17 protein-coding genes are annotated in these 21764 nt (G+C 74.0%); 10 read left to right on the forward strand and 7 right to left on the reverse strand.

Annotated elements, in window-relative coordinates:
• Window positions 1-117: 117 nt before the first annotated feature.
• Window positions 118-2322 (reverse strand): DUF4153 domain-containing protein, encoded by a 2205-nt coding sequence (locus DER29_RS25945; protein ID WP_233600163.1) that lies wholly within the window; start codon window positions 2320-2322, stop codon window positions 118-120.
• 193 nt (window positions 2323-2515) lie between these two features.
• Between DER29_RS25945 and DER29_RS25950 the strand changes: the two genes are divergently transcribed.
• The 6 genes from DER29_RS25950 (at window position 2516) to DER29_RS25975 (ending at window position 10148) form a co-directional block, all read left to right on the forward strand.
• A complete protein-coding gene (locus tag DER29_RS25950; protein ID WP_121400296.1) occupies window positions 2516-3601 on the forward strand; it encodes an endonuclease domain-containing protein in 1086 nt (361 codons plus the stop codon).
• On the forward strand, window positions 3598-4287 hold the full coding sequence (locus tag DER29_RS25955) for a hypothetical protein (protein WP_121400297.1): 690 nt from the start codon (window positions 3598-3600) through the stop codon (window positions 4285-4287). The genes DER29_RS25950 and DER29_RS25955 overlap by 4 nt, the downstream gene beginning before the upstream one ends.
• The gene (locus DER29_RS25960) at window positions 4284-7538 is read left to right on the forward strand and encodes an ATP-binding protein (RefSeq protein WP_121400298.1); all 3255 of its coding nucleotides are present in this window, start codon (window positions 4284-4286) and stop codon (window positions 7536-7538) included. Before DER29_RS25955 ends, DER29_RS25960 begins: the two co-directional genes overlap by 4 nt.
• 448 nt (window positions 7539-7986) lie before the next feature.
• Window positions 7987-8256 (forward strand): hypothetical protein, encoded by a 270-nt coding sequence (locus tag DER29_RS25965; RefSeq protein WP_121400299.1) that lies wholly within the window; start codon window positions 7987-7989, stop codon window positions 8254-8256.
• On the forward strand, window positions 8256-9293 hold the full coding sequence (locus DER29_RS25970) for a hypothetical protein (RefSeq protein WP_121400300.1): 1038 nt from the start codon (window positions 8256-8258) through the stop codon (window positions 9291-9293). Before DER29_RS25965 ends, DER29_RS25970 begins: the two co-directional genes overlap by 1 nt.
• Before the next feature lie 177 nt (window positions 9294-9470).
• Window positions 9471-10148, forward strand: a complete 678-nt coding sequence (locus DER29_RS25975; RefSeq protein ID WP_121400301.1) for a hypothetical protein — start codon at window positions 9471-9473, stop codon at window positions 10146-10148.
• 76 nt (window positions 10149-10224) lie between these two features.
• Here the strand turns inward: DER29_RS25975 and DER29_RS25980 are convergent, their stop codons facing one another.
• Complete coding sequence (locus DER29_RS25980) at window positions 10225-11394, reverse strand: acyl-CoA dehydrogenase family protein (RefSeq protein WP_121400302.1); 1170 nt, start codon at window positions 11392-11394, stop codon at window positions 10225-10227.
• A gap of 175 nt (window positions 11395-11569) precedes the next feature.
• Here DER29_RS25980 and DER29_RS25985 point away from each other — a divergent pair, with 175 nt between their 5' ends.
• Window positions 11570-12499 carry an LLM class F420-dependent oxidoreductase gene (locus DER29_RS25985; protein ID WP_121400303.1) on the forward strand — a complete coding sequence of 310 codons (930 nt, stop codon included), beginning with the start codon at window positions 11570-11572 and terminating at the stop codon, window positions 12497-12499.
• 49 nt (window positions 12500-12548) lie between these two features.
• On the opposite strand, the gene DER29_RS25990 is transcribed toward DER29_RS25985, so the two are convergent.
• On the reverse strand, window positions 12549-12776 hold the full coding sequence (locus tag DER29_RS25990; protein ID WP_121400304.1) for a hypothetical protein: 228 nt from the start codon (window positions 12774-12776) through the stop codon (window positions 12549-12551).
• A 75-nt stretch (window positions 12777-12851) separates the two neighbouring features.
• Between DER29_RS25990 and DER29_RS25995 the strand changes: the two genes are divergently transcribed.
• Together DER29_RS25995 and DER29_RS26000 are read left to right on the forward strand one after the other, a co-directional pair.
• Complete coding sequence (locus DER29_RS25995) at window positions 12852-13418, forward strand: hypothetical protein (protein WP_121400305.1); 567 nt, start codon at window positions 12852-12854, stop codon at window positions 13416-13418.
• Complete coding sequence (locus DER29_RS26000; RefSeq protein ID WP_121400306.1) at window positions 13415-14674, forward strand: FAD-binding protein; 1260 nt, start codon at window positions 13415-13417, stop codon at window positions 14672-14674. The genes DER29_RS25995 and DER29_RS26000 overlap by 4 nt, the downstream gene beginning before the upstream one ends.
• 75 nt (window positions 14675-14749) lie before the next feature.
• Here DER29_RS26000 and DER29_RS26005 read toward each other — a convergent pair whose 3' ends face one another.
• Both DER29_RS26005 and DER29_RS26010 read right to left on the reverse strand, forming a co-directional pair.
• Window positions 14750-15892, reverse strand: coding sequence for a site-2 protease family protein (locus DER29_RS26005; protein ID WP_121400307.1), 1143 nt, complete (start codon window positions 15890-15892; stop codon window positions 14750-14752).
• Between the two features lie 117 nt (window positions 15893-16009).
• Entirely contained in the window at window positions 16010-16330 is a 321-nt protein-coding gene (locus tag DER29_RS26010; RefSeq protein ID WP_121400308.1) for a MerR family transcriptional regulator, read from the reverse strand.
• A gap of 783 nt (window positions 16331-17113) precedes the next feature.
• Here DER29_RS26010 and DER29_RS26015 point away from each other — a divergent pair.
• Entirely contained in the window at window positions 17114-19210 is a 2097-nt protein-coding gene (locus DER29_RS26015; protein ID WP_233600164.1) for a prolyl oligopeptidase family protein, read from the forward strand.
• A gap of 64 nt (window positions 19211-19274) precedes the next feature.
• Here the strand turns inward: DER29_RS26015 and DER29_RS26020 are convergent, their stop codons facing one another.
• The gene (locus tag DER29_RS26020; RefSeq protein WP_233600165.1) at window positions 19275-20183 is read right to left on the reverse strand and encodes a L,D-transpeptidase; all 909 of its coding nucleotides are present in this window, start codon (window positions 20181-20183) and stop codon (window positions 19275-19277) included.
• 82 nt (window positions 20184-20265) lie between these two features.
• Window positions 20266-21714, reverse strand: coding sequence for an alpha-amylase family protein (locus DER29_RS26025; protein WP_121400311.1), 1449 nt, complete (start codon window positions 21712-21714; stop codon window positions 20266-20268).
• Window positions 21715-21764: the final 50 nt, after the last annotated feature.

Consider the following 21764-nt stretch of genomic DNA (forward strand, 5'->3'; position numbering starts at 1 on the left):
GGCATGACGAAGGCGCTGGAGTACGCGGCGGCCGGCATCCCCCGCTACCGGTGGTGGACCGCGACGGCCGACTGACCGACCCCGCCGTCCCCGGTCGACCCGGGGACGGCGGGCCCGTCAGCGGCGGCGCTTGGGCAGGTCGAACTGGTCGGCGGCCCTGCAGTCGCGCGGGCCGCCGACGGCGCCCGGCCCGGCCCGGTCGAGCGCCGCGCGCGCCCGGACCCGGCCAAGGTTCCAGGCGTACCAGGGGTCCGGCTCGTCGAGGTCGTCGGCGATCCAGCTCAGCGTGCAGCGGCGCACCGGGTCGGGCAGGCCGGCCAGGGCCGGCGTCGCGTCGGCGGAGAGCGCCCGCAGGTACCAGGCGTCGATCTTCCCCGTCTGCTCGTACCGGGCGATGTTGCGGCGGGCGGCGTAGTCCTCCGGGTTGAGCACGGCCAGGCCCAGCAGCATCACCACGGCGAGCGCCACCGTCGTGCCGGGGATCCAGGCCCCGCGCCAGCGGAGCCCGGCCACCAGGATCATCAGGAACACGGTGCCGAGCAGCAGTTCGAACGCCATCACGAAGAGCCGCTCGCCGGTGAAGCTGTAGGCCTTCTGGTACGTGTACATCCGGGACAGCGCCGACACCACGATGACGAAGCTGAGCACGCTGAGCAGGCCCAGCAGGACCCGCAGCAGGTGGCGCTCGACGGGCCGGTCCCGCCGCGCCCAGCGGGCCACCCCGCCGAGCACCGCCAGCGTCAGCAGGGTGACGACGACGAGCTGCCAGAACCCGCTGCGCGCGTACTCGGCGTAGCTGAGGCCGGCGGTGCGCAGCACGTGCCGTTGCCCGCCGAACAGGACGGTGAACTGCACGGCCACGAAGCCGCCGAACAGCAGCGTCAGGGCGCTGATGACGGGAGCCCACTCCACGAGGCCGAAGCGGCGCGTACCGGGCCGGTCCACCGTCGCCAGGTCGGGCGGCGCGGCCAACGTGTAGACGGCGGCGACGGCGCAGAGGCCGCCCACGGCGGCGAGGAAGATCCAGCGGAACACCGTGCCGACGTTGACCTCGGGAATCATCTCGCCGAGCACCACGGAGAAGGCGCCGTCGGCCGAGGACAGGAGTGCGCCGAAGACGATCAGCGCGGCCAGGGTGGCCGCGGCCGACCCGACGACGCGACGGACCAGACCCGGGTTCGCCGGGGCGTGCAGATGCCCACGCACCCACGGCAGCCCTCGCAACGCCGCGAACGGCGCCGCCACCAGGCTGAACAGGATCGAGCGGACGAGCCGGCCGCCCACGATCGCGAGGGTCGCGCAGGCGAGCGTGCCGAGCACGCAGAACGTCACCAGCCACCAGGCGTTGCGGAAGGCCAGGACCGACAGCAGCGCCAGGGCCGCCACCGCCCAGCCGGCGCGGATCCGCCGGTCGGCGCGCGGCAGTTCCGCGCCCGTCCGGCGGGCCGCGAGGACCACCGCGACGGTCAGGGCGAGCCAGCCGAGGAACCAGCCGATGCCGGTGCGGGTGAGCGGTACGAAGAACGCCAGCCCCAGCGCTCCGGCGAGGATCGCGGCCGGTACGGCCCGGTCCCGGGCGGGCGCCGGCCCCGGCCAGCGCGTGTCGAGGAACGACGGCGGGCGCGGGATCGGCTGGTAGCCGCGGTACGGCGCCGGCGCGCCGGACGGCACCCCGATCCGGTACGGCGCCGGCAGCGGCGTGGCGGCGGGCTGCTGGACGGCGGTCCCCGGCCGGCCGGTGCCCGCCCCGGTGGCGGCCGGCGCGAGCGCCGGCGTGGCGGTCGTGGGCGTTGCGGTGGCGGGCGCCGCCTCGCTGGTGGGCCCGTTCGTGGTGGGCGCAGCGGGGGCGGGGGAGGTCGGTGCGGCGTCGGTGCCCTCCGGCGGCGGGCTGACGGCGTCAGGTGACGGCGCGGCAGCCGGTGCCGCGGCGTCCGCCGCCGCCACCCTGGCGGCCTGCGTCGGAATGCTCTTCGCCGGCTCGACGACGGCCGTCGGGATGCTCGTGGCGGTCGCCTCGGCCGGCCTGGCGGCGGGGGCGGCCGGTGCCGGGACCGGCGGGTCGGAGGCGACCGGAGCCGCCGTGGGGGCGGCCGGCACCAGCGGGATGAACACGGCGTACCCGCGCGTCCCGGCCGGAATGCTGACGGGGATCGCCCAGGCGGGGGCGTCCTCTGCCCCGGGCCACACCATCGGCGGTGGCGCGCCCTCGGTGGACGGCATGACGAGCAGGTAGGGCGTCGCGCTCCCGGGATCGTCACCGTCGGTGCTTCCGGGCGCCTCGCCGGAACCCGGGGAGCCCGGCACCGGTGGTGGCTGGGTCACGGAACCCTCCTCGTTAGAACGGTCGGCACACTGTACGGCCGACTCCGGGCCCGCCGCCGCCCCCGACACGGCCAGAGAGGCTCTGGGACCACAGCCGCAGCCGGTTGGCCGTACGCGGCCACAGCGGTGCAGACGTGGGCGAGCGGATCGGGCGGGCGGCACGCCCGGTCGATCGTCGGTAACGTGCTCGGCCGTGGCCAGTGGCGTACCTCCCGGCGCGTGGTGGGAGGCCCTTCCGCTGCGGCAGGTCAGCCACCTGCCCGGCATCGACGCCGAGTTGCTCCACGTGGGACTCGATCCGGCACCGGCCGCCGCTCCGGTCGTCGTCCGGTACCACGTACCGGCCCGCCGGGGCTTCGCCGACCTGCTCGCCGCCATCCTTGACGAGTTGGACCGGGCAGCGCTCACGCTGTTCCCCCGCTGGTTGCCCGGTGCCGAACAGCTCGACGGTTCCGGCACGCTGGGTGCCGCTGCGGTGCGGTCCCTCGCCTTGCGCGTCGCCGCACGCTCCGAGCACTTCGGCCCGTTCCTGGCCGACCTCGCCGAGCGCGCGCTGCGCGGGAAGCACCGGCAGCACCGGCCGCGCTTCCCGGCGGAGGTACGGGCTGCCGGCCTGGCCCGGGTCATGGCCTCCGCGTACGACCGGGTCGGGTGCGTCCTGCTGATCGGCCTGACCGACGAGCTGACCACCGACACCGAACGCGCGTTGGTCGCCGCCGCCGAATGGCTGGTGCGGCACGGCCGCCTCACCGTCTGGCTGGCCGGGCGAGAGCTGCGGACGGTCGACCGGATCCGACCGGTTCAGGTGTCGCTGCCGTCGAGCCTGACCGAGTTGGCGGTGCAGACGGGTCGGGTTCCCGACACCGTCCGCGAGGCTCCGCCGGCACTGACGTTTCCGCCGCTGTCCGGGGTGCCGCGCGGCGACAGCGCCGCCGAGCAGGCACTGGAGCTGGCACTGACGCCGCACGAGTGGGCCCGGGGGAGGCGCTGGAACCACACGTACGACTGGCACCTGCTCGGCGAGACCTACCGCCTGGACCTCTTCTGGCCGGCCGAGGGACTTGCGGTCGAGGTGGACGGCCCGGAACATCGGGGGCGAATCAGATTCGCCAACGACCGGCGGCGTGACGTGCGGCTGCAACTCCTCGGGCTGGACGTGCTCCGGTTCACCAACGAGCAGGTGCTGTCCGACGTCCAGGCCGTGGTCGGCATGATCCGGCAACTGCTGACCCGTCGTCGCCTGACCGGCACGCACCCCCACGAAGAAGAGGCACCATGACGAGCACGGCGGACCTTCCCCACCTGACGCCCAACCAGATCAACGCGCTTGTGGTGCTCATGGTCGAGGCCCGCGAACTGACCAACAACGAGCTGAAGGAGTTGGCCGGGTTCAGCCTCACCGGCGCCGACAACGCCAAACTCGTCAAGCTCGGCCTGGTCGAGACCGACCGGTCCCACCGGCCCTTCTCCCACGAGCTGACGGACGAGGGGTGGCGGGTGATGCGGCAGCTGCACGCCGGCGCCCTGCCCGCACGCAGTGGCTCAGCCACCCGTTCACTCTTCACCCTGCTGGCCAACCTGCACCGCTCGCTGAGCCGGTTGGGGCTCAGCCACGCCGACTTCTTCACGCAGCCGTCGGCCACCTCAGGCCCGGCGGCCGGCCTGACGCCTCCTGGCGCCGCGCCGGCGGCCACCGAGCCGGACGCCGCGGAGGCCCTGATCCGCGCCGCCTATCACGAGCTGGCCCGGGAGCCGGGAGCCTGGGTGGGGCTCGCCGACCTGCGCGAGCGCCTCGGCAGGCAGGACCGCGCGACCGTCGACGCGACGTTGCGCGCGATGGTCCACCGGGACGGCGTCCGGATCATCCCGGTCGCCAACACCAAGTCGTTGACCGCGCGGGACCGGGCGGCCGCGGTGCGCATCGGGGACGAGGAGAACCACACCCTGGCGATCGGCTCGGCATGATCCCGCAGGACGTACGGGCCGCGCTCGAGGCGGTCAGTCTCAATCCGGCGGTCACCCCCGACGACGTGTGGCGGCCCAGCCCGCACGACGTGCCGGAGCTGCACGAAAAGGTGGTCGCGGAGATCCTGCGCGGCGTCGGCAAGGCCCGCACCGACGACACCACCGTTCCCCTCGGGGTCGCCATGCAGGGGCGGGCGGGCGCCGGCAAGACCCACCTGCTCGGGGCGGTGCGGGACCGGATCCAGCGCGAGGGCGGCTACTTCTTCCTGGTCGACATGGTCAGCGGGAAGACGTTCTGGGAGAGTGTTGCGCTGGCTCTGGTCGAAGGCATGGGCCGGGACGCGATCGGCTGGGGCACCCAGCTGCGCACATTCCTGCGTCGGCTCACCGCCCAGCTCGGCATCCCGGCGGAAGTACGCGACGCGGTCGCCGGCACGAAGCCGGTCACCCGGGAGCACCTGGACACCTTCGTGCGGGCCCTGCGGACGCGCCATCGCGAGATCGGCCGGGACTGCCAGGACACCGCGCGGGCACTCGTCCTGCACGGCGCGCTGGACTTCGAGGCACAGGATGTCGGCTACGCCCATCTGATCTCCGAGCCGGGTGACCCGGTCGGCCGCGCGGCGTGGGGGCTGACTCCGGCGATCCGTGCCCCGCAGCAGATCGTCCGGGACGTCTCCCGGCTGATGGCGTTGACGCTCGATCCCACCGTGATAGCCGTCGACCAGCTCGACACGCTCTTCGCCCAGACCAGCACGGCAATGTTCGACCAGTACGCCGGGCTGGAGGACGCCCAGGCGAGATTCATCGGGCCCATCGCCGACGGTCTGCTGAAGCTGCGTGACGTCACCCGCCGGACGCTGATCGTGGTGTCGTGCCTGCCGGACACCTGGGAGCTGTTGATCAGGAGCGCACCCACCCCGGTCGGCGACCGGTTCCGGCAGGCGACCCTCCCCGACCGGATTCCCACCCCCGAGATCGGTCGGGCCATCGTCGCGAAGCGGTTCACCGCAGCCTTCGCCGGGCCGCGTTTCGCACCGCCGTATCCGACCTGGCCGATCAGCCCCGAGGCGTTCGTCGACGCCCCGGCGTTGACGCCCCGGGCGCTGCTGCGCCGGGTGGATCGGCACGTCGCCTGGTGTCGGGACCGGGGCGAGGTGACCGAGCTCGACCGTCTCATCGAGGCCGGCGACCACGTCGTCGGAGGGTCCGAGCCGCCGGACGGGAGCGCCGCCACCGGCCCGAGGTCACGCCGCGACACGGACACCGGTGACGGCGTGCGCCTGCGGCAGCTCGACGCCCGCTTCGCCGAGCTGGTGGCGGGGGCGGACGTGGCGGGCGCGCTCGATCCGCGGACCGAGGACGAGCACATGCCGGCGCTCCTCGCCGCCGGTCTGGCGGCCTGGATCGCCGAGCAGTCCCCGACCGGCGCCAGCTACCGGCACGACCCGCTGCCGGGTCGCAAGCCGGCGCTGCACGGGCGGCTGATCGAGGTGCTGGACGAGGCCACCGAGAACGAGGCGCACTGGTGCTTCCGCGGGATCTCCCATCCGAACGCGATCGCGGCGACCGCCAGGGTGAAGGCGGCCTGCACCATGGCGGGCCTCGACCGGGCGCTGCCGCAGCGGCGGCTGGTGCTGCTGCGCAACGGCCCGTGGCCGACCGGGAAGCGTACGGCCGAGGTGTTGGCGGCCTTCGACGCGGCCGGCGGCGTCCGCTGCGGCGTCCCGGAGGCGGACCTGCGGGTGTTCGCCGCACTTCGTGAGCTGAGCGGCGAACCGGCCTCCGTTCTTCAGGAGTGGCTGGTCGCGCGCCGGCCGGCCGGCTCCACGCAGCTGTTCGCCACGATCCTCGGCGACTCCGCCGGGGCGGCCCGTGCGGAGGCCGGGCCGGTCGCCCGGTCGGAGGGGCCGACTGCCGAGGTGGGCGGCGAGGACGACGCGCGGGTCGACGGCGGGCGGGTCACCGTCGACGGGACTTCGATCCTGTTGGGGCGGACCACCGACGGGGCGCGGCCGTTCGCGGTGGACCTGGAGTCGCTACGCCGTCACACGGTGATCTTCGCCGGCTCCGGCTCCGGTAAGACCGTGCTGATCCGGCGACTGGTCGAGGAGTGCGCGCGGGAGGGCGTCTCCGCGATCGTGCTCGATCCCAACAACGACCTCGCCCGCCTGGGCGATCCCTGGCCGCAGCCGCCCGCCGGTTGGGGTCCCGGCGACGCCGAGCGGGCCCGCGACCACCTCGACCACACCGAGGTGGTGGTCTGGACGCCCCGGGTCAACGCCGGTCGACCGCTGAGCTTCCAGCCGTTGCCGGACTTCGCCCCCGTCCGCGACTCGCCGGACGAGTTCGACCAGGCGATCCGTTCGGCGGTGGAGGCACTCGCCCCGCGTGCCGGGGTGGACCGGCCGACGAAGGTCGCCCAGCAGGGCAAGGCCGTACTGACCGAGGCCCTCCAGGCGTACGCGAGGAGCGGAATGGTGGGCCTGCCCGGCTTCACCGAGTTCCTCGCCGAACTGCCCGACGGGGTGAGCCGGTTGAGCCGGGCGGACAAGCTGGCCCAGGACCTGGCCGAGACCCTGAAGGCCGCCATGGTCACCGATCCGTTGTTCGGGGGCGTCGGCGCCCCGGCCGATCCGGGCCTGCTGCTCACCCCCTCGCCGGGCCGTCGCGCACGCATTTCGGTGATCAGCTTTGTCGGGCTCACGTCGGACCAGGAACGGCAGGGCTTCGTCAACCAGCTCCAGATGGCCCTGTTCGCCTGGATCAAGCGGCACCCGGCGGGCGAGCGGCCGCTGGGCGGGCTCTTCGTGATGGACGAGGCACAGACCCTCGCCCCGTCGACCGGGCAGACGGCCTGCACGGCCAGCTCGATCGCTCTCGCCTCCCAGGCCCGCAAGTACGGGCTCGGGCTGGTCTTCGCCACCCAGGCGCCGAAGGGGCTGCACAACCAGATCTCCGGCAACGCCACCACGCAGTTCTTCGGGCTGCTCAACGCTCCCGCGCAGATCGACGCGGCCCGTCAGTTGGCGGAGGCCAAGGGCGGGCGGCTGCCCGACATCGGCCTCATGCAGAGCGGCCAGTTCTACGTGGCCGGGGAGGGCTTCGCGTTCGTCAAGGTGGACACGCCGATGTGCCTGTCCCACCACCCGAAGGCGCCGCTCAGCCCGGAGGAGGTCGTCGCCAGGGCGGCTTCGGCACAATTCCGGCCGGAGCGCAGTCACCTGCCGGACGCGCCGGCCGTCCGATAACGGACAGGACGCCGAACGCCTTCGCGGCGCACTGTTGTAGCAGGTCAGAGGCGTGCGGATGGCGGGCCACAACCCATTCCTAGGGCCCGGCGGGGACAGCACCGTCCCCGCCGACACCGCCGTCACCGAGCCCGACCCCGCGACGGCCCCGGCGTAGCGCAGCGCCGGCCGTCCACACCGCGAGGTCGCACTCCGGCAGTCACCGTCCCGGATGCCCGGGCGGCAGCCGCCTCACCGCCACCGACACCGACGTCCCATCACGGCAGCAACCGGAGCCGCGCGGCAACCCCGAGACGCGCGCGGCCGGCGAGCCGTACCCACGACCCGTCCCGGGCCCAAGCCGTCGCGTGCCCGGCGACCCGGTCGTCGCCCGACCCATCCTCCCCACCGGAACCGACCGTGGCCACGAGCCCGTCGGTCCGGTCACCGAGCACGAGAGGAGCCGGCAATGGCCGCTCCCACCGCCACCGCCTCCCTGAACGCCTCCACCTACTCACCCGGCGACCAGATGGTCCTGACGGTCACCTACGGCGACGCCGACACCAGGCCGGTGACCGTCACGATCGTGGTGACCGACGCGCAGGGCAACAGCAGCGCGCCGGTCAGGGTCACCGCCGTCATCGACCCGCTCACCCTCGCCGTCACCGACGACTCCGGCCGCACCTGGACCAAAGCGTCGGACAACGGGTCCGTCGCCGTCTACCGGGCGGTGGCGTGATGCCCCGGGTCACCGTCACGGTGCGCGACAACGGCGGGCGCACCGCCACCGCGACCGCCGACTACACGATCGCGCCGCCGGTGCTGGGCGGCTACTACCTCTCCGGCGGTGCCGACCCCACGGCCGACATGGCGGGCGGCAACTTCCGCTCGTTGACCCAGTACCGCAGCTTCGCCGACGGCTACACCTTCCCCGGCTACCAACGGCCGTGGCTCGTCACGCTCGGCAGGGCCGGGGTGCAGATGAACATGGTGCTCGAGCTGAAGCACTACGGCGCGCCCGGCACCGGGCCGCAGACCTTCACCGTGGACGGCGTGACCTACACCGTCCCGGCGCCCGCGATGACCATCCAGCAACGCCCGGGCACGACCTGGCCCCGGGCGTACGGCTACAGCCAGGTCCTGGCCGGGCACTGCGACGGGCTGTTCGCCCGCGCCCTGTCCCAGTACCGGACCCTGGGCTTCGGAGTGAACATCCAGCTCGCCTCCGAGCTGGACACCGACCACGAGTTCGGCACCACCGAGTCCGGTGTCACCTACCCGTGGGCGCAGTCGGACGCCCGCGCGGTGCAGGCGATGACGTACATCGTGAATTGGTTCAAGGCCCGCCAACTGCCCGCCGGCACGACGTTCTCGGTCGGGGTGGGCGGCTTCGACCGGGCCTGCTTCCAGCGCACCCACCCGGAGGCGCTGATGGCCAAGCTCGACTTCCTCCAGTGGAACGCCTACGCCACCAGCCCCACCCACACGGCGCTGGCCCGGTTCCGCCGGACGAAGGACTGGGCGGTGGCCGACCTGGGCCCCGTCGCCCTCTCCCGCCCGGTGATCATCGCCGAGTGGGGCGTACGGGTGGCGGAGGTGCCGGACCAGGCGGCCTGGATCGCCACTGTGCCGGCCGCCATCGCCCAGCTCAACGCCGAGCGGGGACCACGGATCGCGCGGACCAACTACTTCAACTCGGGCTGGGGCACCCTGTCGCCGAAATCGACGGGGCTGGCCGCGTTGAGGGCGGCGTACGCCACCCGCCCGTACGTCTGAACGGTCGCCCGGAGATCCGGGAGGACCGCAGGGGCCGGGCGGCGGGCGGACAGACGTCGATCATGAGATCCATCGATGGTGATATAGGATCCGCCGGATCGCGCGCAGGTCCGCTCGTGCGCCACCCGGTGCGATGTCCGTCGAGTCCCGCTGCGCCAGGACAGCCATGGAGATCATGTGAAGTTCAGTCGTCTCGCCCCTGCGGTGGCCGCTCTCGCGCTCGTGGTCGGTGCCGTGGTCGCCCCGGTCGGCGCCGCGCAGGCGCATCCGGCAGCGGACACGGTCAACGTCTATCCGCCGATCCAGGGCTCGTCCACCTGGGACCGGTTCGGCCTCTCCGGGCCGACCGCACACCACATCGTCTTCGGCCACTGGGGATACCCGAACGACTGGGCCGTCGACATCTACCGCAGCCCGGGCGCCACGATCGTCTCGCCGTTCGGCACCAAGACCGCCTCCGGGCACCCGGTCGCCGTCAAGGTGGTCACCGTCCAGGCGGGCTGCGCGACCCGCAACCTCGCCGACGGCGGCTACCGCATCGGGCTCGAAGCCCGGGACACCACGACCGGGCAGATCCTCGGCCGGGCGGACGTGATGCACGTGAACAACAAGCCCGGTGGGATCGTCGTCGGCGCCTCGGTCGGTCCCTGGACCAAGCTCGGCGAGACGGGCCGCTTCCGCTGGTCCAGCTGCTACCAGGTCAACGGTGACAGCGGGGCGCACATCCACCTCGAAGTGATCAACCAGCACCGCTACTCGTGCTACGTGCACCGCGGTGCGAACACCGCCCTGACCGACCTGACCGTGGTGGGCAAGGTCGGCGTGCACCACACGGGACAGCGGCAGCGCTGCTGACCCGTCGATCGGCGGCGGACGGGTGCCCCGGCTCCGGGACACCCGTCCGCCGCCCGCGCGTTGCCTCTCCCCGCCGTCAGTAGGCCAGCTCCACCGGCCGGCCGAGCACCCGCGCGCCGTTGTTGGCGAGCCAGCCCTCGGCCGCCGCCGCGTGCTGACTGAACGTGTGGATGTCGCGGAACCGGCGCTGGAGCGGCGAGGAGTCCCGGGCCGCCCCGCCGCCGGCCGCCCGGTAGCAGGTGTCGACCGCGGCGGCGGCCCGCTCGGTCACCCAGGGCAGCGCGGCGGAGATCCGTGGGTGCAGCGCGGGGATCGCCGCCGGGTCGGTGGCGCAGGCCGCCCAGAGTTCGTCGGCCAGGTCCCGCAGCAGCGCCCGGGCCGCCCGTACGTCCAGGTCGGCGCGGCCGAGCTGGAGGCGGAAGGCCGGCGAGTCGGCGAGCGACTGCCGGGCGTAGAGCCGCTGCCGACCGCCCTTGAGCAGCGCGACCATGTCGTCCAGCGCGCCCTGCGCGATGCCGACCGCCACCGCGCCGAGGTGCAGGACGAAGTGGACCAGCGGCGCCACGAAGCCCGGCCCCGGTACGCACGGCACGCCGGTGAACAGGTCGAAGCTCTCCTCGGTGGGGCAGAAGGCGTCCGCCACCTCGATGTCGTGGCTGCCGGTGCCGCGCAGGCCGAGCACGTGCCAGGTGTCGTGCACGGTGACCCGGGAGGCCGGGAAGAGCATGGAGCGCACCGCCGGCGGTGCCCCCGCCGGCCCGGGCAGCGGCTCGCCGTCCCCGGTCAGCACGCAGTTGCCGAAGAGCCAGTCGGCGTGCCGGGCGCCGCTCGCGAACGCCCACCGGCCGGTGACCCGGAAGCCGCCGTCGACCGGCTCGGCGCGCCCCTGCGGGGCGAACCCGCCCCCGACGACCACGTCCGGCCCGTCGGCGTAGACCTTGTCGAACCGGTCGCGGGACAGCATCGCCACCAGGTGCGGCGTCTCGGCGCCGATCATCACCGTCCAGCCGGTGGAGCCGTCGGCCCGGGCGAGGGACTCCAGCACCCGCAGCCCGGTGCGTAGATCCGCCTCGTAGCCGCCGTGGCTGCGGGGGACGAACATCCGGAAGCAGCCGGCCGCCCGCAGCGAGTCGAGCAGATCGGCGGGCAGGCCCCGGGCCGCCTCGATCTCCCCGGCCCGGCGGGACACCTCCGGGAGCAGCGCGTCCACCGCCCCCGTCAGCCCGTCCCGGTCCTGGTCCTCCATGGGATCCTCCTCGCCTCGTCGCTCGGCCTCCACTCTGGACCGGCGGGCGACCCGGGGGCCAGGGACGCCGCTATCGGATGCCCGCCACTTCGCCCGGCGGGCATCCGCCCGGCGTGGCCGTCCGGGGAAGGGCCGGATCGGCGCGCCGGCCCGGCGCGCTCCCTATGCTCGGGTCATGGAACTGCGGATCTTCACCGAACCCCAGCAGGGCGCGACGTACGACGACCTGCTCGCCGTGGCCCGCTGCGCGGAGGAAACCGGCTACGGCGCCTTCTTCCGCTCCGACCACTACCTGAAGATGGGCGCGGTGAGCGGCGACCCCGGTCCGACCGACGCGTGGACCACCCTCGCCGGCCTGGCCCGGGACACCCGCCGGATCCGGCTGGGCACGCTGATGACCGCCGCCACCTTCCGGCTGCCCGGCCCGCTGGCGATCACCGTCGCGCAGGTCGACCAGATGAGCGGCGGCCGGGTCGAGCTGGGCATCGGCGCCGGCTGGTACGCCGAGGAGCACACCGCGTACGGGATTCCCTTCCCGCCGCTGGGGGAGCGCTTCGACCGGCTGGAGGAGCAGCTCGCCGTCGTCACCGGGCTCTGGGCGACGCCGCCCGGCGGGACCTTCGACTTCGCCGGGACGTACTACCCGGTCAGCGACTCGCCGGCGCTGCCGAAGCCGGTGCAGGACCCGCGCCCGCCGATCCTGCTCGGCGGCAAGGGCACGAAGCGCACGCCCCGCCTGGCCGCCCGGTACGCCGACGAGTTCAACATGCCGTTCGTCTCGGTCGAGGACACCGCCGCCCAGTTCGCGCGGGTCCGCGCCGCCTGCGCGGAGACCGGCCGGGACCCGGGCGAGCTGCGTTGGTCCAACGCCCTGGTGCTCTGCTGCGGGCGGGACGACGCCGAGGTGGCCCGGCGGGCCGCCGCGATCGGCCGGGAACCGGACGAACTGCGCGAGAACGGCCTCGCGGGCACGCCCGCCGAGGTGGTCGACAAGATCGGCCGGTACGCCGAGATCGGCAGCGAGCGGCTCTACCTCCAGGTGCTGGACCTGGCCGACCTTGACCACCTGGAGCTGGTCGCCGCCGAGGTGAGGCCCCAGCTCTGAGCCGGCGGGGTGTCCGCCGTCCGGCGGGGCGGACCCGTCGCGCCGGAGGTCAGGTGCGGCCGCCGGCGGCGACCGCCCGGGGCGCCGGCCCCGGATGGGGCACCGGGCGCGGCGGGGGCGTGGGCGGCGGCGCCGGCTTGGGACCGGGCGTGGTGCCCGCCGGGTACGCCCCGACCGGCGGCACGCCCGACGACACCGGTCCGGTGCCGGTGGGGTCGATCTCCTCCTCGGAGGGGAACACGTCGCCCTGCGGGGCGGGATCGCGGTAGCTGCTCATCGGCGTAGGGTTCCCCGACGACGGCGCGGTAACCGTGCCCGATCGACCGGTTTCCGTCCCGCCGGTGGTCGTCGGATGATGCGTCCCGACGACCACGGCGTCGAACGGGGGTACGACATGGAACTGCACCGCAACCGGGGGGCGTTGGTCCTGCCCCTGGCCTGCGTGATCGGTGGCGGGGTGCTGCTGGCGCTGCCGGGGGAGCACGCGCTGCTGCGCCGGCTGGTCGCCGTCGGCGCCGTGCTGCTGGGCGGGGGCGTGCTGGTCGGCCTGCTGCGCCCGTTCCGGTTCGTCATCGGCGCCGACGGCCTGAGCGTCCGCCGCCCCGGGCTGCGCCGCACGATCGCGTGGGCGGAGGTCGCGGCGCTGGCGCTGGCCCGGCCGCCCGCCCGGGAGGGGCTGCCGTCGACGCCGCGACTGCTGCTGGTCCCCGCGCTCGGCGCGCTGGCCGACCTGCCGGCCGACGCGCGCCACCCGGTCGACGGCCGGGCCGCGGTGGAACTGCTGGACCTGGCGCGGGTCCGGGAGAAGCCCGTCGAGGTGGCGGCGGCGCTGACCCGGCACGCCGGGGACCGTTTCGTCGACGCGCTCGGCGGGGCCCCGGCCGCCGACCGGTCCGCCGACCACCACCGCACCCCGTGACCACCGCCGGGGCCGGGCCGCGGCGCAACTGGGCGGGCAACGTCCGCTACGCCGCCCGCCGCCACCACCGCCCCTCCTCCCTCGACGAGCTGCGCCGGCTGGTGGCGGGCAGCGACCGCCTGCGGGTGGTGGGCACCGGGCATTCGTTCAACCGCCTCGGCGACACCACCGGCGATTTGGTCTCGCTGGCCGGGCTGCCCGCGACCGTCGCGCTCGACCCGGACCGCCGGGCCGTCACGGTGCCGGCCGCCATGCGGTACGGGGACCTCGCGGCCTGGCTGCACGCGCGCGGCCACGCCCTGGCCAACCTCGCCTCGCTGCCGCACATCTCGGTCGCCGGGGCGGTCGCCACCGGCACCCACGGCTCGGGGGAGACGATCGGCAACCTGGCTAGCGCGGTCGCCGGGCTGGAACTGGTCACCGCCGGCGGCGACCTGCTGACCGTGGACAGGTCGGCCGACGGGGACACCTTCGCCGGGATGGTCGTCTCGCTGGGCGCGCTGGGCGTCGTCACCCGGGTCACCCTGGACGTGGTGCCGACCTTCGAGATCCGCCAGCACGTCCGCCTCGGCCTGTCCCGCGCGGCGCTGGACGAGGCGTTCGCCTCGGCGTACAGCGTCAGCGTCTTCACCGACTGGCGGTCGCCGCGGCTGCGGGAGGTGTGGGTCAAGCAGCGCGCGGACGCGGCCCCGCTGCCGGCGGACTGGCTCGGCACGACGGCGGCCGACACGCCGCGGCACCCGGTGCCGGGCATGCCCGCGCAGAACTGCACCCCGCAGCTCGGCGAGCCGGGCCCGTGGCACGAACGGCTGCCGCACTTCCGGCTGGGGTTCACCCCCAGCAGCGGGGCGGAGTTGCAGTCGGAGTACCACGTGCCGCGCGCCTCGGCGTCGGCGGCGCTGGCCGCACTGGACCCGGTGGCGCACCTGATCGCGCCGGTGCTCCAGGTCTGCGAGCTGCGGGCGGTGGCCGCCGACGGGCTGTGGCTCAGCCCGAACCACGGGCGGGACAGCCTCGCCATCCACTTCACCTGGACCGCCGACGCGGCGGCGGTGCTGCCGGTGGTGGCGGCGGTGGAGGAGCGGCTCGCGCCGTTCGCGCCGCGCCCGCACTGGGGGAAGGTGTTCGGCCTCGCCCCGGCGGCGGTCGCCGCGGCCCTGCCCCGGTACGCCGACTTCGTCGACCTGGCGTGCCGGCTCGACCCGGCCGGCACGTTCCGCACCGACCTGCTCGACCGCTACCTCCCGCGGTCCTGACGGGCGGACGCCGGGGGAGCGGCGCGTGCCTGCGCGGGCTGCTGACGACCCGGCCGCGCCGCGGCCGGCGGCCGGTCAGCGCCGGTCGCCTGCCATCTGCTCGCGGAGGCTGCCGCGCTGCACCGCCCGGCTGATGTCGCTCGGCGAGACGATCCCGACCAGCCGGCCGTCGGTCACCACCAGGGCCCGGCCGTCGGCGCACTCGCTGAGCCGGGGGAGCAGCTCGTTCAGCGGCTCGTCCGGCCGGGCGAGCACCAGCTCGTCGGCGCGGCAGGCCACCTCGGCCAGCGTGGTGCCGGCCCGGCGGTCCGCCGGGATGCCCCGCACCCGGTCGAGGGTGACCAGGCCGACGGGCCGGTCGTCCTCGGTCAGCGGCAGCGCGGTGTGCCGGTACGCGAAGAGATAGTGGTCCACGAAGTCGCCCACCGTCATCTGCCCCGACGCGGTCTGCGGCTGCGGCGTCATCACGTCGGCCACCCGGACGCCCTCCAGCGCGCTGCCCATCCGGGCCTGCCGCTCCTCCATGCCGGCGGCGCCGATCAGGAACCAGCCGATCAGGGCCAGCCACAGCCCGCCGAAGCCGACGCCGGCCAGGAACTGCCACAGCCCCAGCCCGATCAGCACCGCGCCGAGCACCCAGCCGGCCCGGGCAGCGACGACCGACGCCTTCGTCCGGTCGCCGGTCGCCTTCCAGACCGCCGCGCGCAGCAGCCGCCCGCCGTCCAGCGGGGCGGCGGGCAGGGCGTTGAAGACCGCCAGCAACACGTTGATGCCGGCCAGCCAGGCCAGCGAGCCGAGCAGCAGCCCCTCCACCCCGGCCACGGCGAGCACCACCGCGATCGCGCCGAAGAAGAGCCCGATCAGCAGGCTCACCAGCGGGCCGACGCCGGCGATGCGCAGCTCCGCACCCGGGTCGCGCGCCTCGCCGCGCAGCTCGGCCACCCCGCCGAAGAGCCAGAGGGTGATCCCGCCGACCTCCAGCCCGTTGCGCTTGGCGACGATCGCGTGCGAGATCTCGTGGGCGAGCAGGCCGAGGAAGAAGACCACCGCCGCCGCGAGCCCCGCCAGGACGTACGCGGCGACGGGCCGGTCCGGGTAGGTCCGGGGGAACTGGTTGGCCGACAGCCCCCAGGCGATCAGCGCGAAGATGACCAGGACGCTCCAGTTGACCCCGACCGGTACGCCCGCAATCCGGCCGAGCCGGAAACTCGCCCTCATGTTTCGGGTACTACCCGCGACAGCCCCGCCCATGCCAGGCCGGCGCGACATCCGCAGGCTCTTCGAGGTGCGGCAGACGGTCCTTCTCGTGGCGGAGAAGGACCGTGCGGCGCGCGGTCAGGGAGCGCCGGCCTGCTGGCGGCACTGGTGGTCGCGGTTGTGCTGTAGGGCTTCTTCCAGCTGGTCTTCGAGGATGATGATCCGGCAGGCGGCTTCGAGGGCGGTGCCCTGGTCGACCATCTCCCGGGCCCGTGCGGCCAGGCGCAGCTGGTAGCGGGAGTAGCGGCGATGTCCGCCGGCGGAGCGGAACGGGATGATCAGCTTCGCCTCGTCAAGGCGGCGCAGGAAATCCTGCGAGGCGCCCACGATCTCGGCGGCGCGGCCCATGGTGTAGGCGGGGTAGTCGTCGTCGTTGAGCATGTCGTCGGGTTGGGCCATACATTCCTCTTCGTGAACGAGGGCCCCGGCGCAACACGCGCCGGGGCCCAGGGTTACGGGTTGAATACACCATCCACCGACACGTTCGTCGGGTTCTCGTTTCCGCACCGTGCCGCTGTCGGCAGGCGGTGCGAGGATCGCATAAGCGTGACCGGAGACCACCTCACGTTCGATGGGACTACGGCGTCCACCTCAGAACCGGTACTACGTCCTGACGGCGGGCGATCCAACGGCGTCCAGCCCTCCCTTTCCTCTTCTTCCATTACCTACGGTGCCATCCACCGATGCCGGAGCCCCACGCGACTTCATGGCCCCGCACACGTGCGGCGGATCCCTGCTGCATCAGGCGGAGCCCCGAACCTTGCATCGGCCCTGCCTGCGGTTTGCCCTGACCTGGAGTTACGTCAAGGTCTTGTCCTGCACTTGCCGTGTTGCGTGCGGTGATGTGGTTCCACCGCAGTTGCCGAGCGAGCCGCGAGAAGTTCCGGGCCCTGCTTCGACGCTCGGCCTGCTTTCGTCGGCGTCTTCAACTGATCTCTGTCGTCAACGGAGCCAACACTACCCAGCCCCACCAAGAATGTCTAGTCTCGGGAGACCAGATTTTCTCGGCCGCTGATCACGGGTTCCCCACCATGCCGCCGGCCTGCGGCGATGTGCGCCCGGCGACGCGCAGGTCAGCCAGCGCCCGGGGGCTCGACGGTGACCGTGGCGGTCACACCTACGTCGTCATGCCGACAGGCGATCCGACTCGGGCGGGAGTTCCCCGTCGGGGATAGTGGCGGGGTGGCGAGGTTGACCGTGGAGACCGACGACCCGTACCTCTGGCTGGAAGATCTCGACGGCGCGGACGCCGCGCGGTGGGTGCGGGACCGCAACGCGGAGACCGTGGCCGCCCTGACCGGCGGAGAGGGGTTCGCGGCCCTGCGGGCCGAGCTCCGCCAGGTGCTCGACGCGGACGACCGCATCCCCTACCCCGGGTGGCGCGGCGACCATCTCTACTACAACTTCTGGACCGACGCGACGCACCCGCGCGGGGTCTGGCGGCGGACGACGCTCGACCAGTACCGCCGGCCGGAGCCGGAGTGGGACGTGCTGCTCGACCTGGACGCGCTGGCCGCTGAGGAGGGCGAGAACTGGGTCTGGGGCGGGGCGACGGTGCTGCGGCCCGGCTACGGGCGCTGCCTGGTCAGCCTCTCCCGGGGCGGGGGCGACGCGGTCGTGGTGCGGGAGTTCGACCTCGACCGCCGCGTCTTCGTCGAGGACGGCTTCACGCTGCCCGAGGCGAAGAGCGCCGTGGGCTGGATCGACGCCGACCAGATCTACGTCGCCACCGACTTCGGGCCGGGAACGCTGACCTCCGCCGGCTATCCCCGGGTGGTCCGGCGGTGGCGGCGGGGCACGCCGCTGGCCGAGGCCGGGATCGTCCACGAGGGCCACGCCGACGACGTCGCCGTGTGGGCCTGGCACGACCCGACGCCCGGCTTCGAGCGCGACTTCGTGGGCCGCCGGCTGGACTTCTTCCGCTCGGAGCGGCACCTGCTGACCGCGACGGGGGAGCTGGTCCCGGTGGCCGTGCCGGAGGACGCCGGGTGGGACGTACACCGGGAGTGGCTGCTGGTCCGGCTGCGCTCGCCGTGGACGGTCGGCGGCGTGATCCACCCCGCGGGCGCCCTGCTGGCGGCCCGGTTCGACGCGTTCCTCGCGGGGGAGCGGGAGATGACGGTGCTCTTCCGCCCCGACGACCGTACGGCGCTCAGCGGCTGGTCCTGGACCCGTGACCGGCTGATCCTGGCCACCCTCGTCGACGTGCAGAGCCGGCTGGAGGTGCTGACGCCCGACGCGGCGGGCTGGCGGCGGGAGCCCCTGCCCGGGGTGCCGGAGTTCGACCACAGCGAGGTCGTCGACACCGACCCGGACAACGACGACGCCTACCTGCTCGCCTCGGAGGGGTTCCTCCAGCCGGCGACGCTGCGGCTCGGGCAGGCCGGCGGCGGGGTGGAGACGCTCAAGCGGGCACCGGCGGCCTTCGACGCGGACGGCCTGGCGGTACGCCAGTTCTTCGCCGTCTCGGCCGACGGCACGCGGGTGCCGTACTTCGTGGTGGGCGACCCGCACGCGCCCGCCGGGCCGACGCTGCTCACCGGCTACGGCGGCTACGAGATCCCGATGACCCCGCGCTACAGCGGGGTCATCGGCCGGGGATGGCTGGCCCGGGGCGGCAGCTACGTGGTGGCGAACATCCGGGGCGGCGGGGAGTACGGCCCCGCGTGGCACCGCGCCGCGCTGCGGGAGAACCGGCCCCGGGCGTACGAGGACTTCGCGGCGGTGGCGGCCGACCTGGTGACGCGCGGCATCACCACGCCGGAGCGGCTCGGCATCGAGGGCGGCAGTAACGGCGGCCTGCTGACGGGGGTGATGCTGACCCTCCACCCGTCGCTGTTCGGGGCGGTCGTCGCGCACGTGCCGGTGCTGGACATGCGGCGCTACCACCGGCTGCTGGCCGGCGCCTCGTGGATGGCCGAGTACGGCGACCCGGACGTGGCGGCCGACTGGGAGTTCCTGCGCCGGTACTCGCCGTACCACAACATCGACGGCGACCGGTCGTACCCGCCGGTCCTGCTCGTCACCTCGACCCGCGACGACCGGGTGCATCCGGGGCACGCCCGCAAGATGGCGGCCCGGCTGCGCGAGCACGGCCACGACGTGTCCTACTACGAGAACGTCGAGGGCGGGCACGGCGCGGCGGCGAACAACGAGCAGCGCGCCTTCGTCTGGGCCCTGACGCTGGAGTTCCTGTGGCGAAAGCTGGCCGGGCAGGCGCGCCCGCCCCTGCCGCGCCGGTCCTCGCCGGCCGGAACGGACGAGCGGGTCGCTCCCTGACCCGGGCGCGACGCGATCCGGGGGCGCTGCCGGCCGGCCGCGGGGTGGCCGGCGAAGGGAACCGTCAGGCCGTCGGGGGCGGGGCGGGCAGTTCGTCGACCACGACCACCTCGGTGCCGGGGCGGACCTTCGCCAGCAGTTCCCGCTGACCGCTCTTCGTCAGCCGGATGCAGCCGTTGGTGGTGTTCCGGCCCAGCTCGCCGTCGTGGTACCAGCTGTGCACGCCGATGTGCGCGCCGCGCAGGCCCGGCGGCACCGAGTCGGGGTCGTCGGGCACCGAGCCGAGGGCGTAGATGTCGACGCCGCCGTACACGCTCTCCGGCGGCGGGGTGCGGCCGAGGATGAAGGTCCGGCCCAGCGGGGTCTCCTGGCCGCGCTGGCCGAGGCTGACCTCCCAGCTGCGGACGGCCCGGCCGGCGCGGTACCAGGTGAGCCGGTGGTGCTTGCGCTCCACCACGATCTGGTCGGGCAGCGCCACGGTGGTGTGGCCGCCGGGCGGCAGCCAGGCGAGCGTGCGGTTGGCCGACGGGAGCAGCACCGCCGTCCAGCCGGCCTGTCGCCGAGCGATGGGCATGGTCAGCTCGACGCCGCTGAGGGTGGGGTCGAGGAAGGCCAGCGGCCGGCCGCCGGGGGCGGTGTAGGCGGCGATCCGGCGGGTCGGGTGCAGGCCCTCGGTCAGCGGCGCGGTGTCGAGGGTGTCCGGGTCGGCCGGGAAGCCCCTGGGCGCCGGGCCGTAGTCGACCACCGGCAGGTCGTCCGGCGCGGGCGCGGCGACGGGCACCCGCTCCGGCGCCGCGCTGGTCGGGGCCGCGCTGGTCGACGCGGGCGGCCCGGCGACGACCGGCGGCGCGGTGGGCGCGGCCGCGGGGATCAGCACCCAGCCGGTGACCCCGGCGGCCAGCAGGAGCAGGGGTACGCCGACGGCGGCGGCCAGGGTGCGGACACGTCGCCGGTTCATTCGGTCAAAACGCACAAACTAACTGTAACGGGTGAACGGCGGCGAAACCCCGCCCCGGCCGAATGTCGGTCGGGACGGGGTCCGCATCGGCGGGGCCTCAGCTCAGCCGCGCGCCCACGTGGATGGCGATCGCGTCGTGGGCCGGTACGTTCGCGGCGAACCAGCCACCGCCGTCCACGGTGATCACCGGCCCGCTGCACGTGCCGTTGCTGAAAGTGCCGTGGATGACGTCGCAGTAGCGCCCGGCCGGCAGCCCGGTCTGGTACGACCGGCCGGTGACCGCGGAGTCCTCGTCGTTGATCGTGACGTAGCCCTTGCCGGACCGACCGAAGGCGATGTGGTTGTTGCCGTTGTCGTACCAGTTGACGACGCTGGCGCCCTCGGTGGCGTTGCGGAAGCCGACCATGTTGGCGATGACCGGCCAGCGGTGCTCGCACTCCCAGCCGGAGTAGCAGGTGGCGTTGAGCGTCCTGCCGGAGCTGTCCGAGGGCGGGCCCTGGTCGCGCTGGCTGAACGTGTAGCTCGACATCACCGTCGGGGAGCCGTACGGCCAGGCGAGCATGAACGCGTTGGCCAGCGCGTAGATGCCCCGGTCGCGGTAGGTCAGCACCCCGCCGACGTCGCGCTGGGTGTCGTGGTTGTCCACGAAGACGCCGGCCGAGCCGCTGGGCAGGTGTCCCCACCCCTCGCCGAAGTTGCGCAGGTAGGCGAGCTTCTCAGAGCGGAAGACCCGGGCGAGGTCCTTGCCGTAGCGGAACTCGTGCACGTCGCCGTTGCCGGTGTACTCGCCCGGCTGGATCGGCTCGCCGGCGCCGTGGATCACCTCCTGCACGATGTACGCCGAGCGGGACAGCTTGCCCTTGATGGCGGCGATGTCGGCGGCCGGCATGTGCTTGCTGGCGTCCATCCGGAAGCCGTCGACGCCGAGCGAGAGCAGGTCGTTGAGGTAGCCCGCGATCCTCGTCCGGACGTAGTCCGACTCGGTCTTCAGGTCGGCGAGGTTGACCAGCTCGCAGTTCTGCACCTCCCACCGGTCGTTGTAGTTGGCGATGTCGTCGCCGCCGTTGCGACCGCAGTGGTGGAAGTCCTGCGTCTGGTAGATCCCGGGGTAGTCGTAGTGCCCGTACGACGAGCCGGCCCAGCCGGTGCCGCCGTTGTCCTGCCCGGACATGTGGTTGACGACCGCGTCGACGACCACCTTGACGCCGGCGGCGTGGCAGGCGTCGACCATGGACTTGAACTGGGCGCGGGTGCCCTTGCGGGACTCGATCCGGTAGCTGACCGGCTGGTACGCCAGCCACCACTGCGAGCCCCGGACGTGCTCCTGGGGCGGCGAGACCTGCACCCAGCCGTAGCCCTTCGGGCCGAGGGTGGTGCGGCACTCGGTGGCCACCGAGGACCAGTTCCACTCGAAGAGGTTGGCGATGACCTTCTTGCCGCCCGCCGGAGCCGCGCCGGCCGGGGGCGCGGTCGCGGCGGTGGGGACGATCAGGCCGGCGATCACGCCGAGGGCGACGATCGCCGACAACCGTCGACGTCTCTGCATGGGAGGACTCCTGACGGGGTGGGGGACGGGGGCGGTGGCGAGGCCGGGGG

Origin of the sequence: Micromonospora sp. M71_S20 (assembly GCF_003664255.1) — a bacterium.
GTDB lineage: Bacteria > Actinomycetota > Actinomycetes > Mycobacteriales > Micromonosporaceae > Micromonospora.

Excerpts from the sequence above, each read along its gene's own strand:
- DER29_RS25955 (WP_121400297.1), top strand. The coding sequence starts at position 3,598 with ATGACGAGCACGGCGGACCTTCCCCACCTGACGCCCAACCAGATCAAC.
- DER29_RS25960 (WP_121400298.1), top strand. The coding sequence starts at position 4,284 with ATGATCCCGCAGGACGTACGGGCCGCGCTCGAGGCGGTCAGTCTCAAT.
- DER29_RS25965 (WP_121400299.1), top strand. The coding sequence starts at position 7,987 with ATGGCCGCTCCCACCGCCACCGCCTCCCTGAACGCCTCCACCTACTCA.
- DER29_RS25970 (WP_121400300.1), top strand. The coding sequence starts at position 8,256 with ATGCCCCGGGTCACCGTCACGGTGCGCGACAACGGCGGGCGCACCGCC.
- DER29_RS25980 (WP_121400302.1), bottom strand. The coding sequence starts at position 11,394 with ATGGAGGACCAGGACCGGGACGGGCTGACGGGGGCGGTGGACGCGCTG.
- DER29_RS25985 (WP_121400303.1), top strand. The coding sequence starts at position 11,570 with ATGGAACTGCGGATCTTCACCGAACCCCAGCAGGGCGCGACGTACGAC.
- DER29_RS25990 (WP_121400304.1), bottom strand. The coding sequence starts at position 12,776 with ATGAGCAGCTACCGCGATCCCGCCCCGCAGGGCGACGTGTTCCCCTCC.
- DER29_RS25995 (WP_121400305.1), top strand. The coding sequence starts at position 12,852 with ATGATGCGTCCCGACGACCACGGCGTCGAACGGGGGTACGACATGGAA.
- DER29_RS26005 (WP_121400307.1), bottom strand. The coding sequence starts at position 15,892 with ATGAGGGCGAGTTTCCGGCTCGGCCGGATTGCGGGCGTACCGGTCGGG.
- DER29_RS26010 (WP_121400308.1), bottom strand. The coding sequence starts at position 16,330 with ATGGCCCAACCCGACGACATGCTCAACGACGACGACTACCCCGCCTAC.
- DER29_RS26025 (WP_121400311.1), bottom strand. The coding sequence starts at position 21,714 with ATGCAGAGACGTCGACGGTTGTCGGCGATCGTCGCCCTCGGCGTGATC.